The 16,884-nt window shown below is 38.4% G+C and carries 18 protein-coding genes; all 18 read right to left on the bottom strand.

Going from position 1 to position 16,884, the window contains the following annotated elements; all coding sequences use genetic code 11:
• Nucleotides 1-113 precede the first annotated feature (113 nt).
• The 18 genes from MWU84_RS01360 to MWU84_RS01275 all read right to left on the bottom strand — a co-directional run bounded on the left by MWU84_RS01360 (nt 114) and on the right by MWU84_RS01275 (nt 16,818).
• Complete coding sequence (locus MWU84_RS01360; RefSeq protein ID WP_246897348.1) at nt 114-3,803, bottom strand: MMPL family transporter; 3,690 nt, start codon at nt 3,801-3,803, stop codon at nt 114-116.
• Complete coding sequence (locus MWU84_RS01355) at nt 3,796-4,965, bottom strand: DUF2062 domain-containing protein (protein ID WP_246897346.1); 1,170 nt, start codon at nt 4,963-4,965, stop codon at nt 3,796-3,798. Before MWU84_RS01355 ends, MWU84_RS01360 begins: the two co-directional genes overlap by 8 nt.
• A 109-nt stretch (nt 4,966-5,074) precedes the next feature.
• Nucleotides 5,075-5,563: a hypothetical protein gene (locus MWU84_RS01350; protein WP_246897343.1), complete on the bottom strand. Its 489-nt coding sequence runs from the start codon at nt 5,561-5,563 to the stop codon at nt 5,075-5,077.
• Entirely contained in the window at nt 5,564-5,932 is a 369-nt protein-coding gene (locus MWU84_RS01345) for a 3-hydroxyacyl-ACP dehydratase (RefSeq protein ID WP_246897341.1), read from the bottom strand.
• A gap of 5 nt (nt 5,933-5,937) precedes the next feature.
• The gene (locus MWU84_RS01340; RefSeq protein ID WP_246897339.1) at nt 5,938-6,531 is read right to left on the bottom strand and encodes a porin family protein; all 594 of its coding nucleotides are present in this window, start codon (nt 6,529-6,531) and stop codon (nt 5,938-5,940) included.
• A 1-nt stretch (nt 6,532) separates the two neighbouring features.
• Nucleotides 6,533-7,141 carry a hypothetical protein gene (locus MWU84_RS01335; RefSeq protein WP_246897337.1) on the bottom strand — a complete coding sequence of 203 codons (609 nt, stop codon included), beginning with the start codon at nt 7,139-7,141 and terminating at the stop codon, nt 6,533-6,535.
• A complete protein-coding gene (locus MWU84_RS01330) occupies nt 7,122-7,751 on the bottom strand; it encodes an outer membrane lipoprotein carrier protein LolA (protein ID WP_246897336.1) in 630 nt (209 codons plus the stop codon). Before MWU84_RS01330 ends, MWU84_RS01335 begins: the two co-directional genes overlap by 20 nt.
• Complete coding sequence (locus MWU84_RS01325; protein WP_246897334.1) at nt 7,744-8,520, bottom strand: polysaccharide deacetylase family protein; 777 nt, start codon at nt 8,518-8,520, stop codon at nt 7,744-7,746. Before MWU84_RS01325 ends, MWU84_RS01330 begins: the two co-directional genes overlap by 8 nt.
• Nucleotides 8,514-9,578, bottom strand: a complete 1,065-nt coding sequence (locus tag MWU84_RS01320) for a beta-ketoacyl synthase N-terminal-like domain-containing protein (RefSeq protein WP_246897332.1) — start codon at nt 9,576-9,578, stop codon at nt 8,514-8,516. The genes MWU84_RS01325 and MWU84_RS01320 overlap by 7 nt, the downstream gene beginning before the upstream one ends.
• Before the next feature lie 84 nt (nt 9,579-9,662).
• Nucleotides 9,663-10,859 carry a beta-ketoacyl-[acyl-carrier-protein] synthase family protein gene (locus MWU84_RS01315; protein ID WP_246897329.1) on the bottom strand — a complete coding sequence of 399 codons (1,197 nt, stop codon included), beginning with the start codon at nt 10,857-10,859 and terminating at the stop codon, nt 9,663-9,665.
• A gap of 97 nt (nt 10,860-10,956) precedes the next feature.
• Complete coding sequence (locus tag MWU84_RS01310; protein WP_246897327.1) at nt 10,957-11,214, bottom strand: phosphopantetheine-binding protein; 258 nt, start codon at nt 11,212-11,214, stop codon at nt 10,957-10,959.
• Nucleotides 11,211-11,834 (bottom strand): 3-oxoacyl-ACP synthase, encoded by a 624-nt coding sequence (locus tag MWU84_RS01305; protein ID WP_246897324.1) that lies wholly within the window; start codon nt 11,832-11,834, stop codon nt 11,211-11,213. Before MWU84_RS01305 ends, MWU84_RS01310 begins: the two co-directional genes overlap by 4 nt.
• Entirely contained in the window at nt 11,831-12,979 is a 1,149-nt protein-coding gene (locus tag MWU84_RS01300; protein ID WP_246897321.1) for a beta-ketoacyl synthase N-terminal-like domain-containing protein, read from the bottom strand. The genes MWU84_RS01305 and MWU84_RS01300 overlap by 4 nt, the downstream gene beginning before the upstream one ends.
• A complete protein-coding gene (locus tag MWU84_RS01295; protein ID WP_246897319.1) occupies nt 12,972-13,421 on the bottom strand; it encodes a thioesterase family protein in 450 nt (149 codons plus the stop codon). The genes MWU84_RS01300 and MWU84_RS01295 overlap by 8 nt, the downstream gene beginning before the upstream one ends.
• Entirely contained in the window at nt 13,399-14,667 is a 1,269-nt protein-coding gene (locus MWU84_RS01290) for an ABC transporter permease (RefSeq protein WP_246897318.1), read from the bottom strand. The genes MWU84_RS01295 and MWU84_RS01290 overlap by 23 nt, the downstream gene beginning before the upstream one ends.
• A complete protein-coding gene (locus tag MWU84_RS01285; RefSeq protein WP_246897316.1) occupies nt 14,660-15,403 on the bottom strand; it encodes an ABC transporter ATP-binding protein in 744 nt (247 codons plus the stop codon). Before MWU84_RS01285 ends, MWU84_RS01290 begins: the two co-directional genes overlap by 8 nt.
• A gap of 8 nt (nt 15,404-15,411) precedes the next feature.
• A complete protein-coding gene (locus tag MWU84_RS01280) occupies nt 15,412-16,413 on the bottom strand; it encodes a BtrH N-terminal domain-containing protein (protein WP_246897313.1) in 1,002 nt (333 codons plus the stop codon).
• Between the two features lie 3 nt (nt 16,414-16,416).
• Nucleotides 16,417-16,818, bottom strand: a complete 402-nt coding sequence (locus tag MWU84_RS01275) for a hypothetical protein (protein WP_246897310.1) — start codon at nt 16,816-16,818, stop codon at nt 16,417-16,419.
• Between the last annotated feature and the right edge of the window lie 66 nt (nt 16,819-16,884).

The raw sequence follows: 16,884 nt of genomic DNA, 5'->3' as shown, positions 1-16,884 counted from the left end.
AAAATCCAATATTTAATATTGGATTTTGGTAAGTCTTGTACCCTTATAATAATTAATGTATCTCCCTAATTCAATCCGAGGATTTTTTTTGATTCCTGCGAATACAGCTTGTTTTAGGCCTTTGCTTTTTCTAAGATAATAAGATTATCATATTCAAAGACATTTTTAAAACCAGTAGACAATATAATTTTTTCCAATAATTTTACTCCGTCCTTTACCAATATCACTAGCCTAATATTATTTATGATTTTAGGCACTAGGCTATCCAGGTCTTGTATTTCCAAATCAATGATCATTATATCCGCGGGCTTTTCCACAGCTTCATCAATTGATTCTACCAAGCTTAACTTGGCTATTTGCTGGGCTATAAAACTGTTCTTTACAATTGGCCTTATCTCTTCATCCGTTAAAAAGATATAAATTTTGCGATCAACGGCATTTAAAGATAATAGAAAATCCAGTTGCCCGTATTCTTTTGAAAGATGAATTATGGAATTTGAGGTCCCAATATGTTTGGAGATCTCAGCGTAAATTTTTGAGTTGTTTTTTAAATCTTTGTTTACCGCACGGTAGATGGAATCTCCCTTGTATCGATAATCTTCCAGAATAGTGCCAATGAAATAGAGGTCCCCTTCCACTTCATTCCTCAATACCTGAAACTCGGACCTGAAATAGGCTGCGATACCCTTGTTGCGCTCTCTGTAATTTTTTCCGTAGCCTAGGTCATCTGGGGAAATTCTATCTAAGATCTTTACCGTTATACTGCCATCTTTTATAACAAAACTTCCTTTGGGGAGCACTTCCGAATTTCCATGTATCAAAACAGGAACAATATCCATGTTAAACTTTTCAGCCAAATAAAAGGCCCCTTTATGGAATCGTCTTATTTTGTTGGTTCTGGACCTTGTCCCTTCAGGGAAAGCCATCAAGGAATATCCTTGGGCTACCTTGTTTTTTAAATGTTCAAGGCCATTATCTATTCCTTCGGACACCGGATAAAATCCGGCTAGTTGCACGGCCTTTCCAAAAATTGGGGATTTATATACCCAATCGTTTACCAAATAAATAATTTTTGGGTGTAACATGCCGACAGCCAAAATATCCAAAAATGAGGTGTGGTTTGCAATGATAATGGCAGGTTTGCTAAAATCCTCCCCTGATAAATTGATAATTTTTTTACTTACAAAGGGATTGGTATACAAAACCGATTTCATGAATTTTGAAATGGTCTTATGGAACCATTTCATCTTAATCTTTTTGCTAAAAGGCAGTATTTTCATAAAGCTAACACTCCATATGGACAGCAGTAGTCCACCGGATCCATAATATCCAAATGAAAGAACGGAATGAATTAGTAATCGAAGGCTAATGGGGCGTTTTTCCTTACTTCCGATAAACAGTAAAAATAATAAAGGTTGAAGGGTGAAAGCTACAAAAACTGCTGATAATATCCCTATAAGAGATACAAGGCTTATGGAATGCAAGGCGGGGTGTTTTGCAAAAATTAGTACGCCGATTCCCAAAACTGTAGTAATGGCCGAAAGTAGGATAGAGGTTCGGTGTGTTCTCAGTACTTCTTCCCCCTTACCGTATTCCTTGAGCAGTCCCGTTGTTATGAATATGCTGTAATCTATTCCCAATCCAAAGATAAAGGTGGAGATAATGATGTTAAAAATATTGAATTCTATATGGAACATACCCATAATACCAATAGTGAGCCACCAGGTTAACAGGATGGGAATACTTGTGACCAATACCAGAGAAAAACTTCTAAAGAAAAAGAACAGGATCAGGACCACTATACCAAGGGAGTAACCAATTAGCTTATTGAAATCATTTTTGAGATTGCCTAAAAACATTTCGTTCATTTCCTGTCTATCTATTACCAATGTTTGGGGGTAAGCTCTAAAAATATCTTTTACTTTTTCCTCATGTCCCTCCTTTAATTTAATCAGTGAAGTAACAGTGGTGAAATCATTATCGGTAACAATGTGGTCATCAATGGGCATGGCAGCTGCACTGCTGTAATCCTGAATATTCAAGAGTCTAAAATCTTTGTTGAGAAGTCCATAGAATTCATTAAAGGAGTTGGGTTTAAACCCTAACTCAGTACCACTTTCCACAAGATTTTCCTTAGTCTTTTCCATGTTTTCCTCGTTCCAAAATTCCTTCCAAAGGTCAATTTTTTCTTGCTGTTTTTCTTGGGACAGGACTAGGGGGCCTATGGAACTGAAACTAAGAATTTCTCCTTTATTCTTTAAGCTTTCCAATTCTTGGTATACGGTATCGTTGGTTTGAAGGGCTACTTCGCTGTCTTCCCCATAGACAGCTAAATAAATGGATTTTGAGGACATATTGGTAAGGGCGTCCAGTCTTTCCCTTGCTTGTACCAGAGCTGTAGGCTCATAGTTGAGTTTGGCAATATCCTTATTGAAAATCACTTTATCGTGAAAAAAAATGCTGGCAATAAGCAGGCCTACAAGGATGGCTATACTCCATTTGTTCTTATGAAGATTATAGGAGGCTATTTTATCCAAGAGGGTATATTTCACTTTCAGATTATCGGTATTCCTATAAACATGGGGGATAAATAAAAGGGCAAAAATACAGGAGCCAATTACGCTAACGGCAGCAAAAATCCCAAGGTCCTGTAGGGCTTGGGAGTCCAAGAATAGTAGACATAAAAAGGCTAGGGCAGTGGTAATACTGCTCATTGTAACGGGCTGGGCCACATCGGAGTATAGCGTCCTTACAGATGGGTTATTTCTTATTTGCGTTAGTATATGCAACGAATAATCCAAGGTGACGCCCAGTAGAACAGAACCTATCCCCAAAGAAATAGCAGAAATCTTGCCTCTAGTAAAATAAAGTACGGCAACAGATAATGTTGCGCCAAAAAGGGTTGGGGTGAAGAGAATAAGGGGAATGGTTAATTTTCTATAAAATAGGATAAGGATCGCCATCAATATGGATAGTGCTATACTGACCGTAAGGCGGATATCCGTTTTGATCTGTTGTGCGTTGGCAACGGCTATCATTGTGGCCCCAAAATATTCACTTTTTACCTTATCCTTATACAGTTGGTCCAATTGATCCTGGGTCTCATAAAGCTCCGTGACAAATTTGGTGTTTTCCACGGTTTCGCTGGAAGGGTGAACAGGGGTAATAAACAGTAATATGTTTTGAAGATCCTTGCTAAGGAGATAGCCATCCTTGATAGTAAACTGCTCTCCGATACCCAAGCCCCTTAGTTTTTTTAGGGCAATAAAAGAAATACCGAGCGGGTCTTTTAGAATCATTTCTTTGGCTACAATTCCGGAGGGGGAAATTAATGTTCGGTAGTTTTTTTTTGTGATTTCCGAAATGCTGTCCTTATCGAGTTTTTTTGAAATCGCATCATAATCCTCCTTATCCAGTAGCAGAGGGGCATTGTCATAGACAAAATCCAAGGTATTTCCTAAATCTCCGTCATCTATTTTGCCTTGGATTTTTTTTATATGTGAAGAAGATTTTTGGGTTAGACTATCCAAAAAGTCAGTTGCGTAGCTTGTTAGTTCTTCAATAGGTGCCCCTGGCTCTCGCACAATATTGACGATAATCTTATCTGAAAAATTTACCGATTTTAATACTTTTTGAACCTCTTTAGTCTTACTGTTACTGGGTATAAGCTTGGTTATATCTTCTTCGAATTCAATTTTGAAGGCAAAAAATATAAGGATCAAAAATAGGCCTGAAAGACCAATGCCACTAAGCAGTCTTTTTTTGGCCACATATTGATAAATCCTATATAAAAAACTACCCATTTTTAAGTGCAATATTCTTTCTGTCAAAAATATTCAAAATAATATACCCACATATTCCCGCGATAAAAGATGCAACAAAGGAAAGGGTAATGCTACCGATTATGTATGATTTTAAATGTTTTATAACTTCAAAATTGGCCCCTGCTTCAGCAAATGTAAAATTAAACTCTGTGCCCAAAACCCAGTGCCCTATTTTAAGGCTCATAAATAGCACAAAAGGTATAAAGGGAGGGAAGCTAACGTTGGAAAAAGCAAAGGCAATGGTTTTGTTCAGTTTAAATAGAACTGCCAAGAAAATAACTATCAAGGTTTGAAACCCCCATAGGGGAGATAAACCGATAAGCACACCCAAAGCTATGGACAGCGCTTTTTTTTCATGGGAATCATTACTGCCTAGAAAGTCTTCATGGATAAACCTTTTAATTCCTTTTTTTTTTATTTTCCGAATTAAGTCACGTGGAAAAATATAAAGAATCGTAAGTACTACCAAATAGGTGTTTAACAGGCTAATTCTCGAAAAATCGGTAAAGGGTCTAAAATGGGATACCCTTTCAGTGACATCATAGGTTACTTTTACTGGAATATTCTTAACATCTATTCCGTTCCATGCCGCCTTTACGATGGCTTCAATTTCAAATTCAAATTTTTTTGTAAAAAACGCGATATCCTTTAAGGCCATTATGGGGTATAACCTATATCCGGATTGGGTGTCCTGTAACCTTATTCCTGTCTCAACCCAAAACCAAAAATTGGAAAATTTGTTGCCAAAACTACTTTTCTTGGGTACACCTTTTTGTCCCATATTTCTTGCCCCGATATAAAGTACATTTTTGGAAGTTTCTTTATTTAGGCTTTCTATAAGTACAGGTATGTCATCCGGAAAGTGCTGTCCATCAGAATCAATGGTAATGGCAAAGTGGAAACCTTGTTCCAGGGCCAATTCAAAACCTTTCCTCAGGGCATAACCCTTACCTATGTTTTGTGGAAGGGAAATTGTCTGGATATTGGGGAATTGGGTCAAAATATGGGAAGTGGTATCGGTCGACCCATCATTTACGACTATAATATTTTGGGTATACCGTAGTACCCCTTCAATAACTTTTTTTAAGGTTTTATGATTGTTGTAGGTAGGTATGATCACACAGCATTTAAGCTGATCCATAGCTTTAGTTGTGGATGTGGTATGTTGTGACACGGTTTTATTGCAATTTGGTTGTCCCATCTTGTTCAAAAAGACAAGACATGGTTCGCAAAAATAGGAATTACAAAAGTTAAAACCGTTGCTTTTCTTCAGTATTAAATCCTGTGGATTGCAATATATACGATTTTACAAAATCCTTTGCCGCTTTAGAATTGGTCTTGTCGTAGTGGTTTAAAATAAAAATTTTGTCCTCCTCAATATTGGATCTGTATTTCAAAAACTTGGGGGAATTTTCCTGTATGCTTAATCTGAGGCACCTAATCTCTATGTTTTCCGGTTTTTGGGATACCGCAAATTCCAATAATAAAACCCCGTTTTTAAAAAGCTCTTTTCTTTCCGCATTATCCTTTGTGTATTTTGCCGATAAGGCATTTACCGCACCTTTGTAAGCTACCAACAAGGTGTTGTCTTCCTTGGAAACAGTTTCAAGTTTATCCCTTAAGGCCAAGGCTGATTCTCGGTTGTTGGTGGCCAATTTAAAGTCTTTTCGGACCTGGGCTAAATCAGGAGTGAAATGCGAAGGGGAAAACACTAAAAGGAGAAAGCAGATAAGTTTCATTTAAGTCATGCTTTTGAAGGTTGCACTTAGTTTTAGAGCCACTGTTTCCCTAAAGATGGTGGTGCTTTTTACCTTGATCAGACCGTCCATTTCAGAAAGATTGATGTCTATTAAAAGTATCGGGTCGGATTCGGGATTTATTATGGCCATAAATTTTACATTACTGGCAACGGATAAAAACAAATCCTGGCCAAGACTCCTTTCGGTCAATTCCTTTATGATTTGAATCATACATACCCCGGGCATAATAGGCTTTCCTGGGAAATGGCCCTTAAAAATTTCATGCTTAGGATTCAACTTGATTTGGGCCGATATGCCTTCTTCGTTCTTATCAAAAGTCTCTGTAGTATATAATCCTTCTATTAACATTATGGTCACATATTAAATTTATAGGCTAGTCCTATTTGGAATACCCTGTTCAATTGATTCTCCTCAGAATTGCCGCCGTATTCTCCGGAGTCATTGAAATCTAGATCGATCAATCCTTGTTTAAATCTCAATTCCAATGCCAAACCAAAATCAAACTCATATCCAATTCCTCCAAATACAGCGAGATCAATTGGGGTAATTTCTAGATTGTCACCGTTATCGTTAATCAAGTTGATAAAATTATCATCGAAATTAACATCTAGGCTGGGGCCCAAAATAAAGTGGAAGCCCTGATTTTTGCTTACAAAAAATTTATTTGCAAGGGCAATGGATACATAATTTATATTTAGGTTTTCACCATTTCTAAAGCTGGCATTGCCTCCTTGATTGGAATATACAATTTCTGGTTGCATAGTATAGCTATCCGAAAAACGCACTGCTAAAAATAATCCCGTATACAATCCAGTTTTGTTGTCCAGTTCGGAATTCAGGATCTTGGCATTGTTTACACCCAGTCTTATCCCTAGTTGCGACTTGCTTTGGGCAACCAAGACATAGGAAATGGTGATAAAAAGGCTGGTAAACAGTATTTTTTTCATGTTAAATGGCTTTTAAATCAATGGTTAACTTAATGTTTTTGTGCCGTATTTTAATTTCCCCTGCATGATCGTTTTCTATTTCTGTAAAAATATAGTCCGATTTTTCTTTGCTTCCTTTTGTCTCCAAAATTTTATGTAGTCGTTCATCTACCGTGAGGTAAAAGTAAGTGTTATTCTTTATTCTGGTCTCAAAGAATATGCTATCCCCCAATGTCCGGAATTGCTGTAAAATGTTAGGATTTTCATTGGTCAAAACAGTGAAATCCCTCCTGAGCAGGTTTATTAGAATCTTTTTATCTATTTCACTTAGAATAAAATTAATTCGAAATTCGTCTTTGATAAACGAAAAATCAAATAGTTTATTTCCCATTTCAGTGGTAAACACCACTCTATGGTTTTCCGGCCCCAATTTTTTTATAACAAATATTCCACCAAAGGATTTCTCGGCGAAATTAATTTTGGCCTTGTAGATATAATCCATTGAAAGGTCCGAAAAGTAAGGATTGATTACAGCTGGTGTATCGCTGTTTATTCTTTCTAGATTATTCTTTTTTGGAAAGGAAGCACAGGCAAACAGCAAGAGGGATAAGCTAATTAGTAAATACTTCATTGTCCAATGGTTTGTTGATCAGTCGGTCAGAAAAGACAATTCTTGTATAATCATTAGTGGGTTCCACCATTTTAACCTCCATAACATCAGCCTGTTCCTTATCGAAAAACAATATAAAAGAGGCTATATAACTTTTTATTTTTTCGTCCTTAGGGATAAAGATAACCTTATAATATTTTGAGCTTTTAAAATAGCTCATGGTGAAATCCGAATCTTGGAACAAGTTGCCTTTTACACTATTAACGATTAGTTGATTCAGCTTTTTAAACAAGGCACTATTTCCCAGATCCATATTGCTTTTTGTCCCGGAATCGTTTATTGTTAATTTGTCCTCCTTGAAAATAATACTGTATTTGAAGGGTTCTGTATACTCCCATTTTACCATATTGGGAACTTTAAAGGCCATTTTGCCCTGAGTAGTAATATCATTGGATAAAAAGTCCAGATGCTTATATTGCGTGAAATTACTTTGGATAGTGGTCGTTGCCTTGGATGTCTCGTTGATCTTGGCCTTGAACTCCGCAATTTCGGTATTGTTCATCTTACTTTCCTGAGCCAACAATAGGGAAGTATGGGCAATGAGAACAACTAAAAATAATAGGTTACGCATAGGCTTCAATATCTAGCAATTGGTCTACCGTTACCGATTGCATTTTGTTCTGCTGTAAAAATAGCAATAACTGTTCCAATACTTCAACTGTTTTTTCACTACTGTCATGGAGTAGTATAATGTCGCCTTTCTTTATTTTATGGGAGATACGCTCCAAGATAATTTTTTGGGACCTTTTGGTAGTGTCCAAAGATCGAATACTCCAGCCAACAGTTTGAAGTTTCAGCCTTTTAACTGCTCTGCTGATACTGGGATTTGTTACTCCAAAGGCCGGTCTGTATAATTTGGGGTCAAGACCTGTTACTTCTTTTATAATGGTACTTGTTTTTTGGAGTTCCAAAATTACTTTTTGTGTTCCAAAGAATCCAAATTTGTTGGAATGGCTGTAGGTATGGTTCCCAATAGTATGCCCGTTGTCTACTATTTTCTGTGCAATTCCACCAAACAGGTTTACTTGTTGACCCACACAAAAAAAAGATGCCTTGGCATTATATTTTTGAAGTAGATCCAAAACTTTTGGAGTAAAGTTGGGATGGGGGCCATCATCAAAGGTAATGGCAACCCAATTTTCGGGAATTTTGTTGTTGAAATGAAGGGCAGGGAGATGATAATTCCAGCGGACGTGGAAGGAGCCTATAATGGTAAATGTAAGCCAAAGTAGACCAAGTGTTGTATAGGTCCACCAACTGATTTCCCCAAAAAATTCCCATATAAGAAGGGCGAGAAAAGCAAAGCTAAAAAGGCCATTTATAACAGGAAACTTCAACATCGGCGAAGGATAATAAAACTATGGTTTTTGCCCCTGTATTGATTGTAGAGTAAAACAAGTTCTAATCCGTTGGGTTTAATTGTGTTTAGCGCAACTGCACTGGGTATCTGCTGGGTCTTAAGAATTTTGGCACCCAGCCAAAATCCAAATGCTGAAGCGGTATTAAATTCTCCACTTAGATGTTTGTAAACCACTTGTTGGGTGTTTTTAAAAGGGCCATTGGCAAGATCCAAGTAGTAATTGTCGTAGTCAACGTCCCCATTATTTCCACTTATCAGCACGTCTATGTCGGTCACGAAAAGATTGTTCTCCTTTAAAAATTCCTCAAGACTAGATTCTAGCTCGGATTTGGGAAGGGTGTTAAAGGTCTTTACACCCATTACCTGGGCATAGCTGGTTTCTTTTTTGTTGTTGGACAATACGAAGAAATTGGCACCTTCCCCGAATACAGCTCCCACAGTTTTGGAATGTAGGAGTTTGTTGGAGTTTATTTTTTCCGGTTTTATATGTTGTATTAGTTTATGTATGGCATTGGTGTGTTCCCCAGATTCATCTACGCCACCGACAAGTATGTTTTCTGCTTCTTTCAATTCCAACTGCATTAGGGCATCGATAAGGGCGGACTCAAAAGAAACGCTACTATGTACATAGGTGAAGTTATATCCCTTACATCCTATCCCCAGCGCTATCTGTCCAGCAACCGTATTGTGGGTAGATTGTATAAAGGAGGTAGGGGTAAGGAACTGTTCATTATTGTCCAATATGGCGGTTACAAATTTTTCGGAATCCCTAACACATCCCATTCCCGTACCAGTAATAATGGCATCTATATCTGTTAGGTTGGCTTCTTCCATCGCTATTTTAGAGGCAACTACACCCATTTTGATTCCCTTTGCCATCCTTCTGGCAGCAGCTGGAGGAATAAAATCCTTATAATTGGGTTCTATTACAGGAATAACATTGTCTTCATAGGTAGTAATTTCCTCCAAAAAATCATTGTTATCAAATGTTTTTTGGGCAGATATGGAACCGATGCTGTTGATATAAACTTTTTCCATTAGTTGTTGGGAATGCCGATTTCTAATATAATATCTAAAAAGATCAAATGGTCTACATGTAAATATAACAATTCCTTCTTAAGGCTATTTTGAAAAAATAAGTGTGGAACAATTTCCTCCAAATCCAAGGGAATTCGAAAGAACGGTGTTCAAGGCTTTTTCTATTAGTGAAGTTTGTGGAATAAGGTTAAACTCTTGCATTGGAGTTTTAAAATTCAAATTGGGATAGATAATGTTGTTTTGAAGTGCTAGAATTGCATACACCGCTTCTATAGCGCCTGCTGCAGCCAAGGTGTGTCCGGTATAGGCTTTTGTTGAACTAAATTCTGGTACTACTTCACCAAAAACACGGATAAGGGCCCTACCCTCGGATAAGTCGTTGTTGCCAGTGGCGGTCCCATGGGCATTGATGTAATCAATGTCCTTTGGTTCCAATCCTGCAACAGCAAGTGCTTTCTCCATGGCTAAGGTGGCACCATCCCCATTTTCGGAGGAGGCCGTTTGGTGGTACGCATCGTTGGCATTGCCATACCCGACCACATAGCCCAAAACTTTTTTCTTTTCCTTTTTTACCAAGGAATCTGATTCCAAGACTAAATAAGCAGCAGCCTCCCCTAAATTAAGTCCTTTCCTATTTTCGTCAAAAGGTGTATTGTAGGAATCGGACAGGATCATTAAGGTTTTAAAACCATTAATGGTAAATTTGGACAAACAGTCGGCACCACCCACAATTACCCTATCCAATTTTCCTGTTTTAATTAATTTTGCCCCGAACATTATCGCATTCGCGGCAGAGGAACAAGCGGTACTGATGGTCGTGACCAAGCTTTGGTCAATGCCCAATTGTTCCGCTATTTTTTCCGTAGAGTCCCCGGCGTGATGTCCTTCTATGTACCTTCTGTTTTCACCACTTTCCAAGTAATGGTAATAAAATTTTTCGGTCATATCCATACCTCCAACGCTTGTGGAAGAAATTAGACCAGTCCTGTAGGCCTTTATGTCCGTTATTTTTGCATCTGCTATGGCTTCTTTAGCCGCTATAGCTCCCAATAAGGCGGTTCTGGAGTAATTGTTATTAGGACTCAATCCCAATTGTGCTTCCAATTCCCCATTGGTGAAATCAATTTCACCTACCATAATACTGTCTTTGTGCAAGGTATCTATTTTGGAAATTTTGGAAATTCCAGTTCTGCCTTCCACAAGTGAGCTGTAATTCTCGGCCACATTGTTTCCAATAGCGGATATTATTCCCATTCCCGTTATAGCGACTCCTGTGGACATGTATTTTTTATTTTAAGGTATGGATTTCCTTGGATATGACCAATTCCTACATTAAGGGGGTAAATACTAGGGTTTCAATATGGATAAGGTATCCGAATTATTTGGTGCGATGCTCGGTAATATAATTTGACATTACTTCAATGGACTCAAATATTTTTTTACCCTCTTTGGGATCGGTGAGTTTAATTCCGTAGTCCTTATCCAACATTACTATGAGTTCCAAGGCGTCAATGGAGTCCAATCCTAAACCATCGCCGAACAAGGAATCATTATCTGCAATTTCTTCAATTGCAATATCCTCCAAGTTTAATTGAGTTATAATTTTTTCCTTCAGTTCTTGTTTTAAATCGCTCATTTGGTTGTGTACAATTTTATTATTTCTTCTTTATTATGTGCAATGCTTCCTTCGGTAGAAACCAAGTATAAAAATGCTTCATAATCCTCAACGTCACAGTTTATCCACCCGCACAATACTTCGTCTGCTTTTTCGGACTTCATTAAACTGTTGGCATAGTCATGTAAATATTCTGCATTAAAGTGGTTAAAGATAAAAAAACTATTTTCGGAATGTAGCCTATGTTTAATACTAATCTCTCCAAGACAAATATTGGGTAAGGTATAGACGAAAATAGCGGGGCTCGGAAAATAATATTCTTTGTCCCGAATGGACTCTTGGTGCTTTCTATCCGTTTCCAAACTGGAAGCACTATTTGAAAATGCCAAGGCAATGTTTTTGGGCATTTCTGAATCTTGGGTTATCGGTTTAAGTAAAATATCAGAAGCCAAAAATCCAAGTTTGCTTAGGTCGTCCATTTTAAAGAACTTAGGATATTTGGTATCCATCTTTTTATAGGCTAGTTTAATGAAAGTGATGAAATCGCTTCCCTGGGCTTCAAAGAGCAATTGACCATTCAACATAACCCTGTTGTTGGAGATGCTACAATATTCCTTTATTTTAAGATTTTCGGCCGTCATGATTGTACCTTTTTAAATACGGCGGCAGTGTTGCAACCTCCAAAACCGGAGGCAGTCTTCAAGAAGCAATCCAATTTCTTGGCTGTAGTTGCCCTAATTATATTGAGAGGCTGGGATACGCCCAACTCGGTAAACCCGATAGACGGATATAAGGTATTGTGGTAAAGGGAATGCATGCCAACAATGGTTTCTAAAAGGCCCGACCCCCCAAGTGTATGTCCAAAATAGCCTTTGAGGCTGTTCAATGGAACACCACCCAGATCTAACCTGTTAAGGGCTATTGCCTCCATTTCATCATTGAAATTGGTAGCAGTGCCATGGGCAGAAATATAATCAATGTCCTGGGGGCCTGCATTAGCTTCCTTAAAGGCCGATTGAATACTTCTGTAAAGGCCTTCCCCGGTTCTCGACGGGCCGGAAATATGATTGGCGTCATTACAGGAGGCTTCGCCCATTATTTCTACGGCCTCCGGGACTAATTTTTTTTGCTCTGTGGTAACCAATACACTTGCGGCCACCTCCCCTATATTAATACCTGACCTTTCCTTGCAATATGGCTTGCAGGGTAGGGGACTCATTGCTTGGAAAGAATTAAAACCGGAAAGAATAAAATTGGATACAATATCGCCACCAACTATAAAAACTTGATCGAACGTCCCCTGGGCAATAAATCTTTTAGCAATTGAAATGGCCAATATTCCAGAGACACAGGCATTGGATAGTACAATAGGTTCCGTGACAAATCGAAAATAGTTTTTGATTATATGTCCTAAAGTTCCCAAGTAGGCCCTCTCTTTTGGCATAGGGTTCGTGGGGTCCAAAGTATCTATATTTCCTTTGGTAGTAGATATTATTAAGCCAACCCTATCTGTTAATTTTACACTGGATTCTTTAATGATCTTATCCAAGGACATAATCATCATTTGTTCCAAACGCGTATAATCACTGTTGGGCCCTAACAGTCCAAAAGCCTCTTTTAATGAATTGGAATCGATAATTGAAGCGTAAAAAGGGTTGGGGAATAGATTTTCATCCTCAATTAATGTTATCCCGGATATGCCCTCATGAATATTTTGTACAACCCTAGGGCTATCAAAGCCTAAGGCTGAAACAATATTGTTATATGAGAGATAGGTCTTATTCATTCAATAAACCAACTTTTTGTTTCCATTCCAAAAAAAATGATGGCATGGTCAAGGATAGGCCATCGTCGTCTTCCACAAATACCTGTATGGTTTCCCCAGTACATACCAATTTGTTTTGCGGATCATAAATTTCGTATTTAAATACCATTTTTGCCGCTGGTGAATCTACAAAAATTGTTTTAATAGTGGCAACATCGCCATAGCGCAATGGAAGCTTATGTTCGCAGCTAGATTTTACGATCGGGGTGGTGTAGCCAGCCGCTTTATGGTCTAGATAGGCAATTCCATGATGTCTGCCAAAGGCTTCCCTGCCGTCTTCAAAATATTGGATATAATTACCATGCCATACAATGCCCAAAGGGTCGGTTTCAGCAAAGCGAACCCTAATTTCACTGGTAAAGCTAATCTCTGGTTTGGTCTTAGACGGCATTTTTTCTTTCATTATACAAAATAGAAATTGCGGTGGTTATTATAAAAAACAAAAATAATAAGGTTAATTCAGGTACAAGATCAATAATGCCCACATCTCTTAAAAAAACATCATAAAAGGCATTTAAACCCCAATTCATTGGAGATAAATTTGATAGTGTCTGCATAAACTTGGGCATTATAAAGACAGGCACCCAAACACCTCCCAAAGCTGCTAATATAACCACAAAAGTAGCTCCGAAGGGAGCGGATTGTTCCTGCGTCTTGGCTACCGTTCCCAATAACAACCCTAGGCCAATGGCAGCAAGTCCTGCAAAGATAGCCACAAGGAACAACTGTGGGATTTTTCCGGAAACGTCAAGGCTGGGGAGACCTAAAATAGGGAAAAGATAGACTCCTATCCCCAACATTAGTCCAAACTGTATGAGACATACGGATAGGTATACCAAAGTTTTCCCTCCCAATACCGTAAGATAGGAAACGGGATTGGTCCTTAAGCGAACAAAGGTTCCCTGGCTTTTTTCCTTGACCATATTGATGGACAAGGGGACAATGATAAAAAAAATGGCGAATAAGGTCCAGGCAGGTACATTGTGTTGCACTGAATTTGGAATTATTTCATTTTCGCCAATACTTGGGGTTATTTCCTTAAAGGTGATAAAACTTTCCGTATCAAATATCGCTTCGGTTTCATCATCTGTTATTTGGGATTGGAATGCCTTGTAAATTGTCTGAGTCTCTATTTTAAAGATCATCTTGTCTATCCCATTCTTTATGGAATTTTTAAATGCCATTTGAGTTGCGGGATCAAAATAAAGTATGACCTCTTTTTTTTCCAAATCCGGTTTTTGGGATTGTGGCGTTTCTTCTTCCAAACCAAATTTGGATAGCAACCCTTCCACATTTAGATTTACTTTTTTTTCCAGTTCCGAGCTAAGGTTGGGTGGAAGAACAATTGCCAATTGATATTCGCCTTTGAAAACTAGCTCTTTGGCTTCGCTGTCCGATTCCTTTCCAATAATTTTGAAGGAGTTGGATTCAGCCAACCCATCATATATATTTTTGGAAACTTCGCCCTTGTCATAGTCCACCCAAAGGATGGGAATTTTGTTATCGTTGATAGACCTAAAGGTGCTGTCCTGAATTAAGGTAATGGTGACTACCAATACCAAGGGCATTACAAATAAGATAGCCAATCCCCCTATATCCCTGGATAGCAATAGCAATTCCTTATATGTGGAGGCCAGAAGTTTATGCATGATCCCTTAAGGCTTTTCCGGTCAAGGTTAAGAAGACGTCCTCTAGATTGTGTGATTCCGGGTATTGGGAAATTAGAATTTTCGGAGCCCCTTCAATGATTATTCTACCGTGATCTATTATAGCTACTTTTGTGCAAAATTCTTCTGCTTCGTTCAAATGATGGGAGGTGTATACAATGGTGGTGCCCTGGGAGTTTAATTTTTTTAAATTTTCAATAATTACATTTTTGGAATGTACGTCCACACCAACGGTAGGTTCGTCCAAGAACAGAACTTTGGGGTTGTGCAGGATGCTGGCAATTAGGTTGACACGCCGTTTCATTCCTCCAGAAAAAGTATCCAATTTTTTGTTGGAAAATTTTTCCAGCCCCAAAATTTCCAAATGAAAATTGATCTTTTCCTTTAGTTCCCGACCTTTTAGGCCATACATGCTACCTAGGTAATACAAATTTTCATATGCGGTGAGGGTAGGGTAAAGGGCATATTCCTGTGGTACGATACCAATTAATTGTTTAAGTTGGTTTCCGTTCTTTTGATAGTTGAGTCCGTTTATGGAAAAACTCCCGGATGTAGGTTTTATCAAGGAGCTCAACATTGAGATTAATGTTGTTTTTCCTGCCCCGTTAGGTCCTAAAAGCCCAAAAATTTCACCCTCGTCTATTTTTAGATCTAGGTCCACTACCGAATATTCTTCGTTATTTTTATATTTTTTGGAGAGTTGGGATATTTGGATCATGGGCTGCTTTATATTGCCTTTTTCAGTTTTTTGAAAAAAACTTCCTCTTTGTTGGCCAGGTCCTCAAGAAGGCTAGCTACATGATCGTATTGATCAACGGCAACAGTATTGCTCCTATTTTTGTATATACGTGATGCCTCCACGGCAAAATCGCGCCATTGGTCACCTATAACGGTCATTTCTTTTGAAAGCTCCAAAAGTTGATTGTTCATCAATAATTTTCCCGCTTCCTGTAAAAATGCGGCATAAATATATCGGAATCCACCGCCTCCGGTACCTATTTCTTCCTGCATACGTACAATCTGTCCCAAATAATGATTGGCAATTTTAATGCCTTTGGCCTTTGGCCATTTACGAATAAGTTTGGCAATTTTTCGTATTCCCTTTACCCCAACGACGGGGACAGGGGCCAACATATCCCTACAGGTGTGTTTTATCCCTTTAACAATGGCTTTTTCCAGTTGTAATTCTTCAGGGAATTCAGTGGGGTAATAGATATGCCCTTTAGGGGCAAAGGCGCCCTTGGCAAACCTTACTTTTTCCAGTTCTTTTTCGGTAAGTGAGGTAACGGTTTCCATTACTGGGTCACTTATTAAATAACTACCGTCTTTTTTGCCATAGACGATCATATTATGGGCGTTGAAATGGAAACGATATTCATCCGGAAAGTAGGGCAGGTTGTACACGCCTACCTGAAGTCCGACCGGATTGTTTCTTCGCAAGTTTTCATCCAATCTGGCCTTGGCGGTTTGGGCATTTCGAAATTTTTCACGCTTAATTTTAATTCCCACCCTTGTGGCGAATCGGGTAAAAATGATTCCTGGCATAGCCCTATAGGACACAACTGGTGCATGGTTCACTTTTAAAAATGGGATATAAGTGAACAATAACCCGGATCCTATTCCAAAAACCATAGGCTCACTTACTGTAAACCCATTATAAGTCATTAAGTTGGCTACTACACCGTTCTCGCAGTGTGCAGCTTGCTTGTGTTTAAAATCTATTTCCATGATTCAGAGATCGGTACGTTGTAGCTCTTCGATAGTAATATCGAAGACATCTGCATACTTTTGTAATGTTTTGTTATTTAGGTTTTTGAATACTGCAGGTCTAAAATGTCTTTTAACCCTCCACTTCCACATTCCCACGTAGCTCGCTAGGATGGGAAGGTCCATTTTATGCAGTTCCATATAGTATTCCAAGGGGCTCGCCTTATGATCTATTACCCGTTGTTTTGAAGCTGAGATTCGCTCATTTAAGGCCTCGATGGCATTGTCAAGGGCAATGGTCTTGGGGCTCCATCCCGTGCTTAATTCGGTAGTGTATTCCCCGTTTTCATCAACGGCATAACACAGTTCTTTGAAATTGGCCGACTCAAGATTGCTTTTGTCCTGTGGTACTTCATTTTTTTTCATGCCCAAGGTCTTTATAATTTATAGGCCAACGGTAATGGCCTATAAAGTTATTGATACAATTTTATA

The organism is Arenibacter sp. F20364, from assembly GCF_023015905.1.
Lineage (GTDB): Bacteria > Bacteroidota > Bacteroidia > Flavobacteriales > Flavobacteriaceae > Arenibacter.
Note: the sequence above shows the minus strand (reverse complement) of the source record. Positions and strands in the feature narration are given on the sequence as shown.

What these genes read in the sequence shown, in the direction of transcription:
- MWU84_RS01360 (WP_246897348.1), bottom strand. Translation starts at nt 3,803, where the DNA reads ATGGGTAGTTTTTTATATAGGATTTATCAATATGTGGCCAAAAAAAGA.
- MWU84_RS01355 (WP_246897346.1), bottom strand. Translation starts at nt 4,965, where the DNA reads ATGGATCAGCTTAAATGCTGTGTGATCATACCTACCTACAACAATCAT.
- MWU84_RS01350 (WP_246897343.1), bottom strand. Translation starts at nt 5,563, where the DNA reads ATGAAACTTATCTGCTTTCTCCTTTTAGTGTTTTCCCCTTCGCATTTC.
- MWU84_RS01345 (WP_246897341.1), bottom strand. Translation starts at nt 5,932, where the DNA reads ATGTTAATAGAAGGATTATATACTACAGAGACTTTTGATAAGAACGAA.
- MWU84_RS01340 (WP_246897339.1), bottom strand. Translation starts at nt 6,531, where the DNA reads ATGAAAAAAATACTGTTTACCAGCCTTTTTATCACCATTTCCTATGTC.
- MWU84_RS01335 (WP_246897337.1), bottom strand. Translation starts at nt 7,141, where the DNA reads ATGAAGTATTTACTAATTAGCTTATCCCTCTTGCTGTTTGCCTGTGCT.
- MWU84_RS01330 (WP_246897336.1), bottom strand. Translation starts at nt 7,751, where the DNA reads ATGCGTAACCTATTATTTTTAGTTGTTCTCATTGCCCATACTTCCCTA.
- MWU84_RS01325 (WP_246897334.1), bottom strand. Translation starts at nt 8,520, where the DNA reads ATGTTGAAGTTTCCTGTTATAAATGGCCTTTTTAGCTTTGCTTTTCTC.
- MWU84_RS01320 (WP_246897332.1), bottom strand. Translation starts at nt 9,578, where the DNA reads ATGGAAAAAGTTTATATCAACAGCATCGGTTCCATATCTGCCCAAAAA.
- MWU84_RS01315 (WP_246897329.1), bottom strand. Translation starts at nt 10,859, where the DNA reads ATGTCCACAGGAGTCGCTATAACGGGAATGGGAATAATATCCGCTATT.
- MWU84_RS01310 (WP_246897327.1), bottom strand. Translation starts at nt 11,214, where the DNA reads ATGAGCGATTTAAAACAAGAACTGAAGGAAAAAATTATAACTCAATTA.
- MWU84_RS01305 (WP_246897324.1), bottom strand. Translation starts at nt 11,834, where the DNA reads ATGACGGCCGAAAATCTTAAAATAAAGGAATATTGTAGCATCTCCAAC.
- MWU84_RS01300 (WP_246897321.1), bottom strand. Translation starts at nt 12,979, where the DNA reads ATGAATAAGACCTATCTCTCATATAACAATATTGTTTCAGCCTTAGGC.
- MWU84_RS01295 (WP_246897319.1), bottom strand. Translation starts at nt 13,421, where the DNA reads ATGAAAGAAAAAATGCCGTCTAAGACCAAACCAGAGATTAGCTTTACC.
- MWU84_RS01290 (WP_246897318.1), bottom strand. Translation starts at nt 14,667, where the DNA reads ATGCATAAACTTCTGGCCTCCACATATAAGGAATTGCTATTGCTATCC.
- MWU84_RS01285 (WP_246897316.1), bottom strand. Translation starts at nt 15,403, where the DNA reads ATGATCCAAATATCCCAACTCTCCAAAAAATATAAAAATAACGAAGAA.
- MWU84_RS01280 (WP_246897313.1), bottom strand. Translation starts at nt 16,413, where the DNA reads ATGGAAATAGATTTTAAACACAAGCAAGCTGCACACTGCGAGAACGGT.
- MWU84_RS01275 (WP_246897310.1), bottom strand. Translation starts at nt 16,818, where the DNA reads ATGAAAAAAAATGAAGTACCACAGGACAAAAGCAATCTTGAGTCGGCC.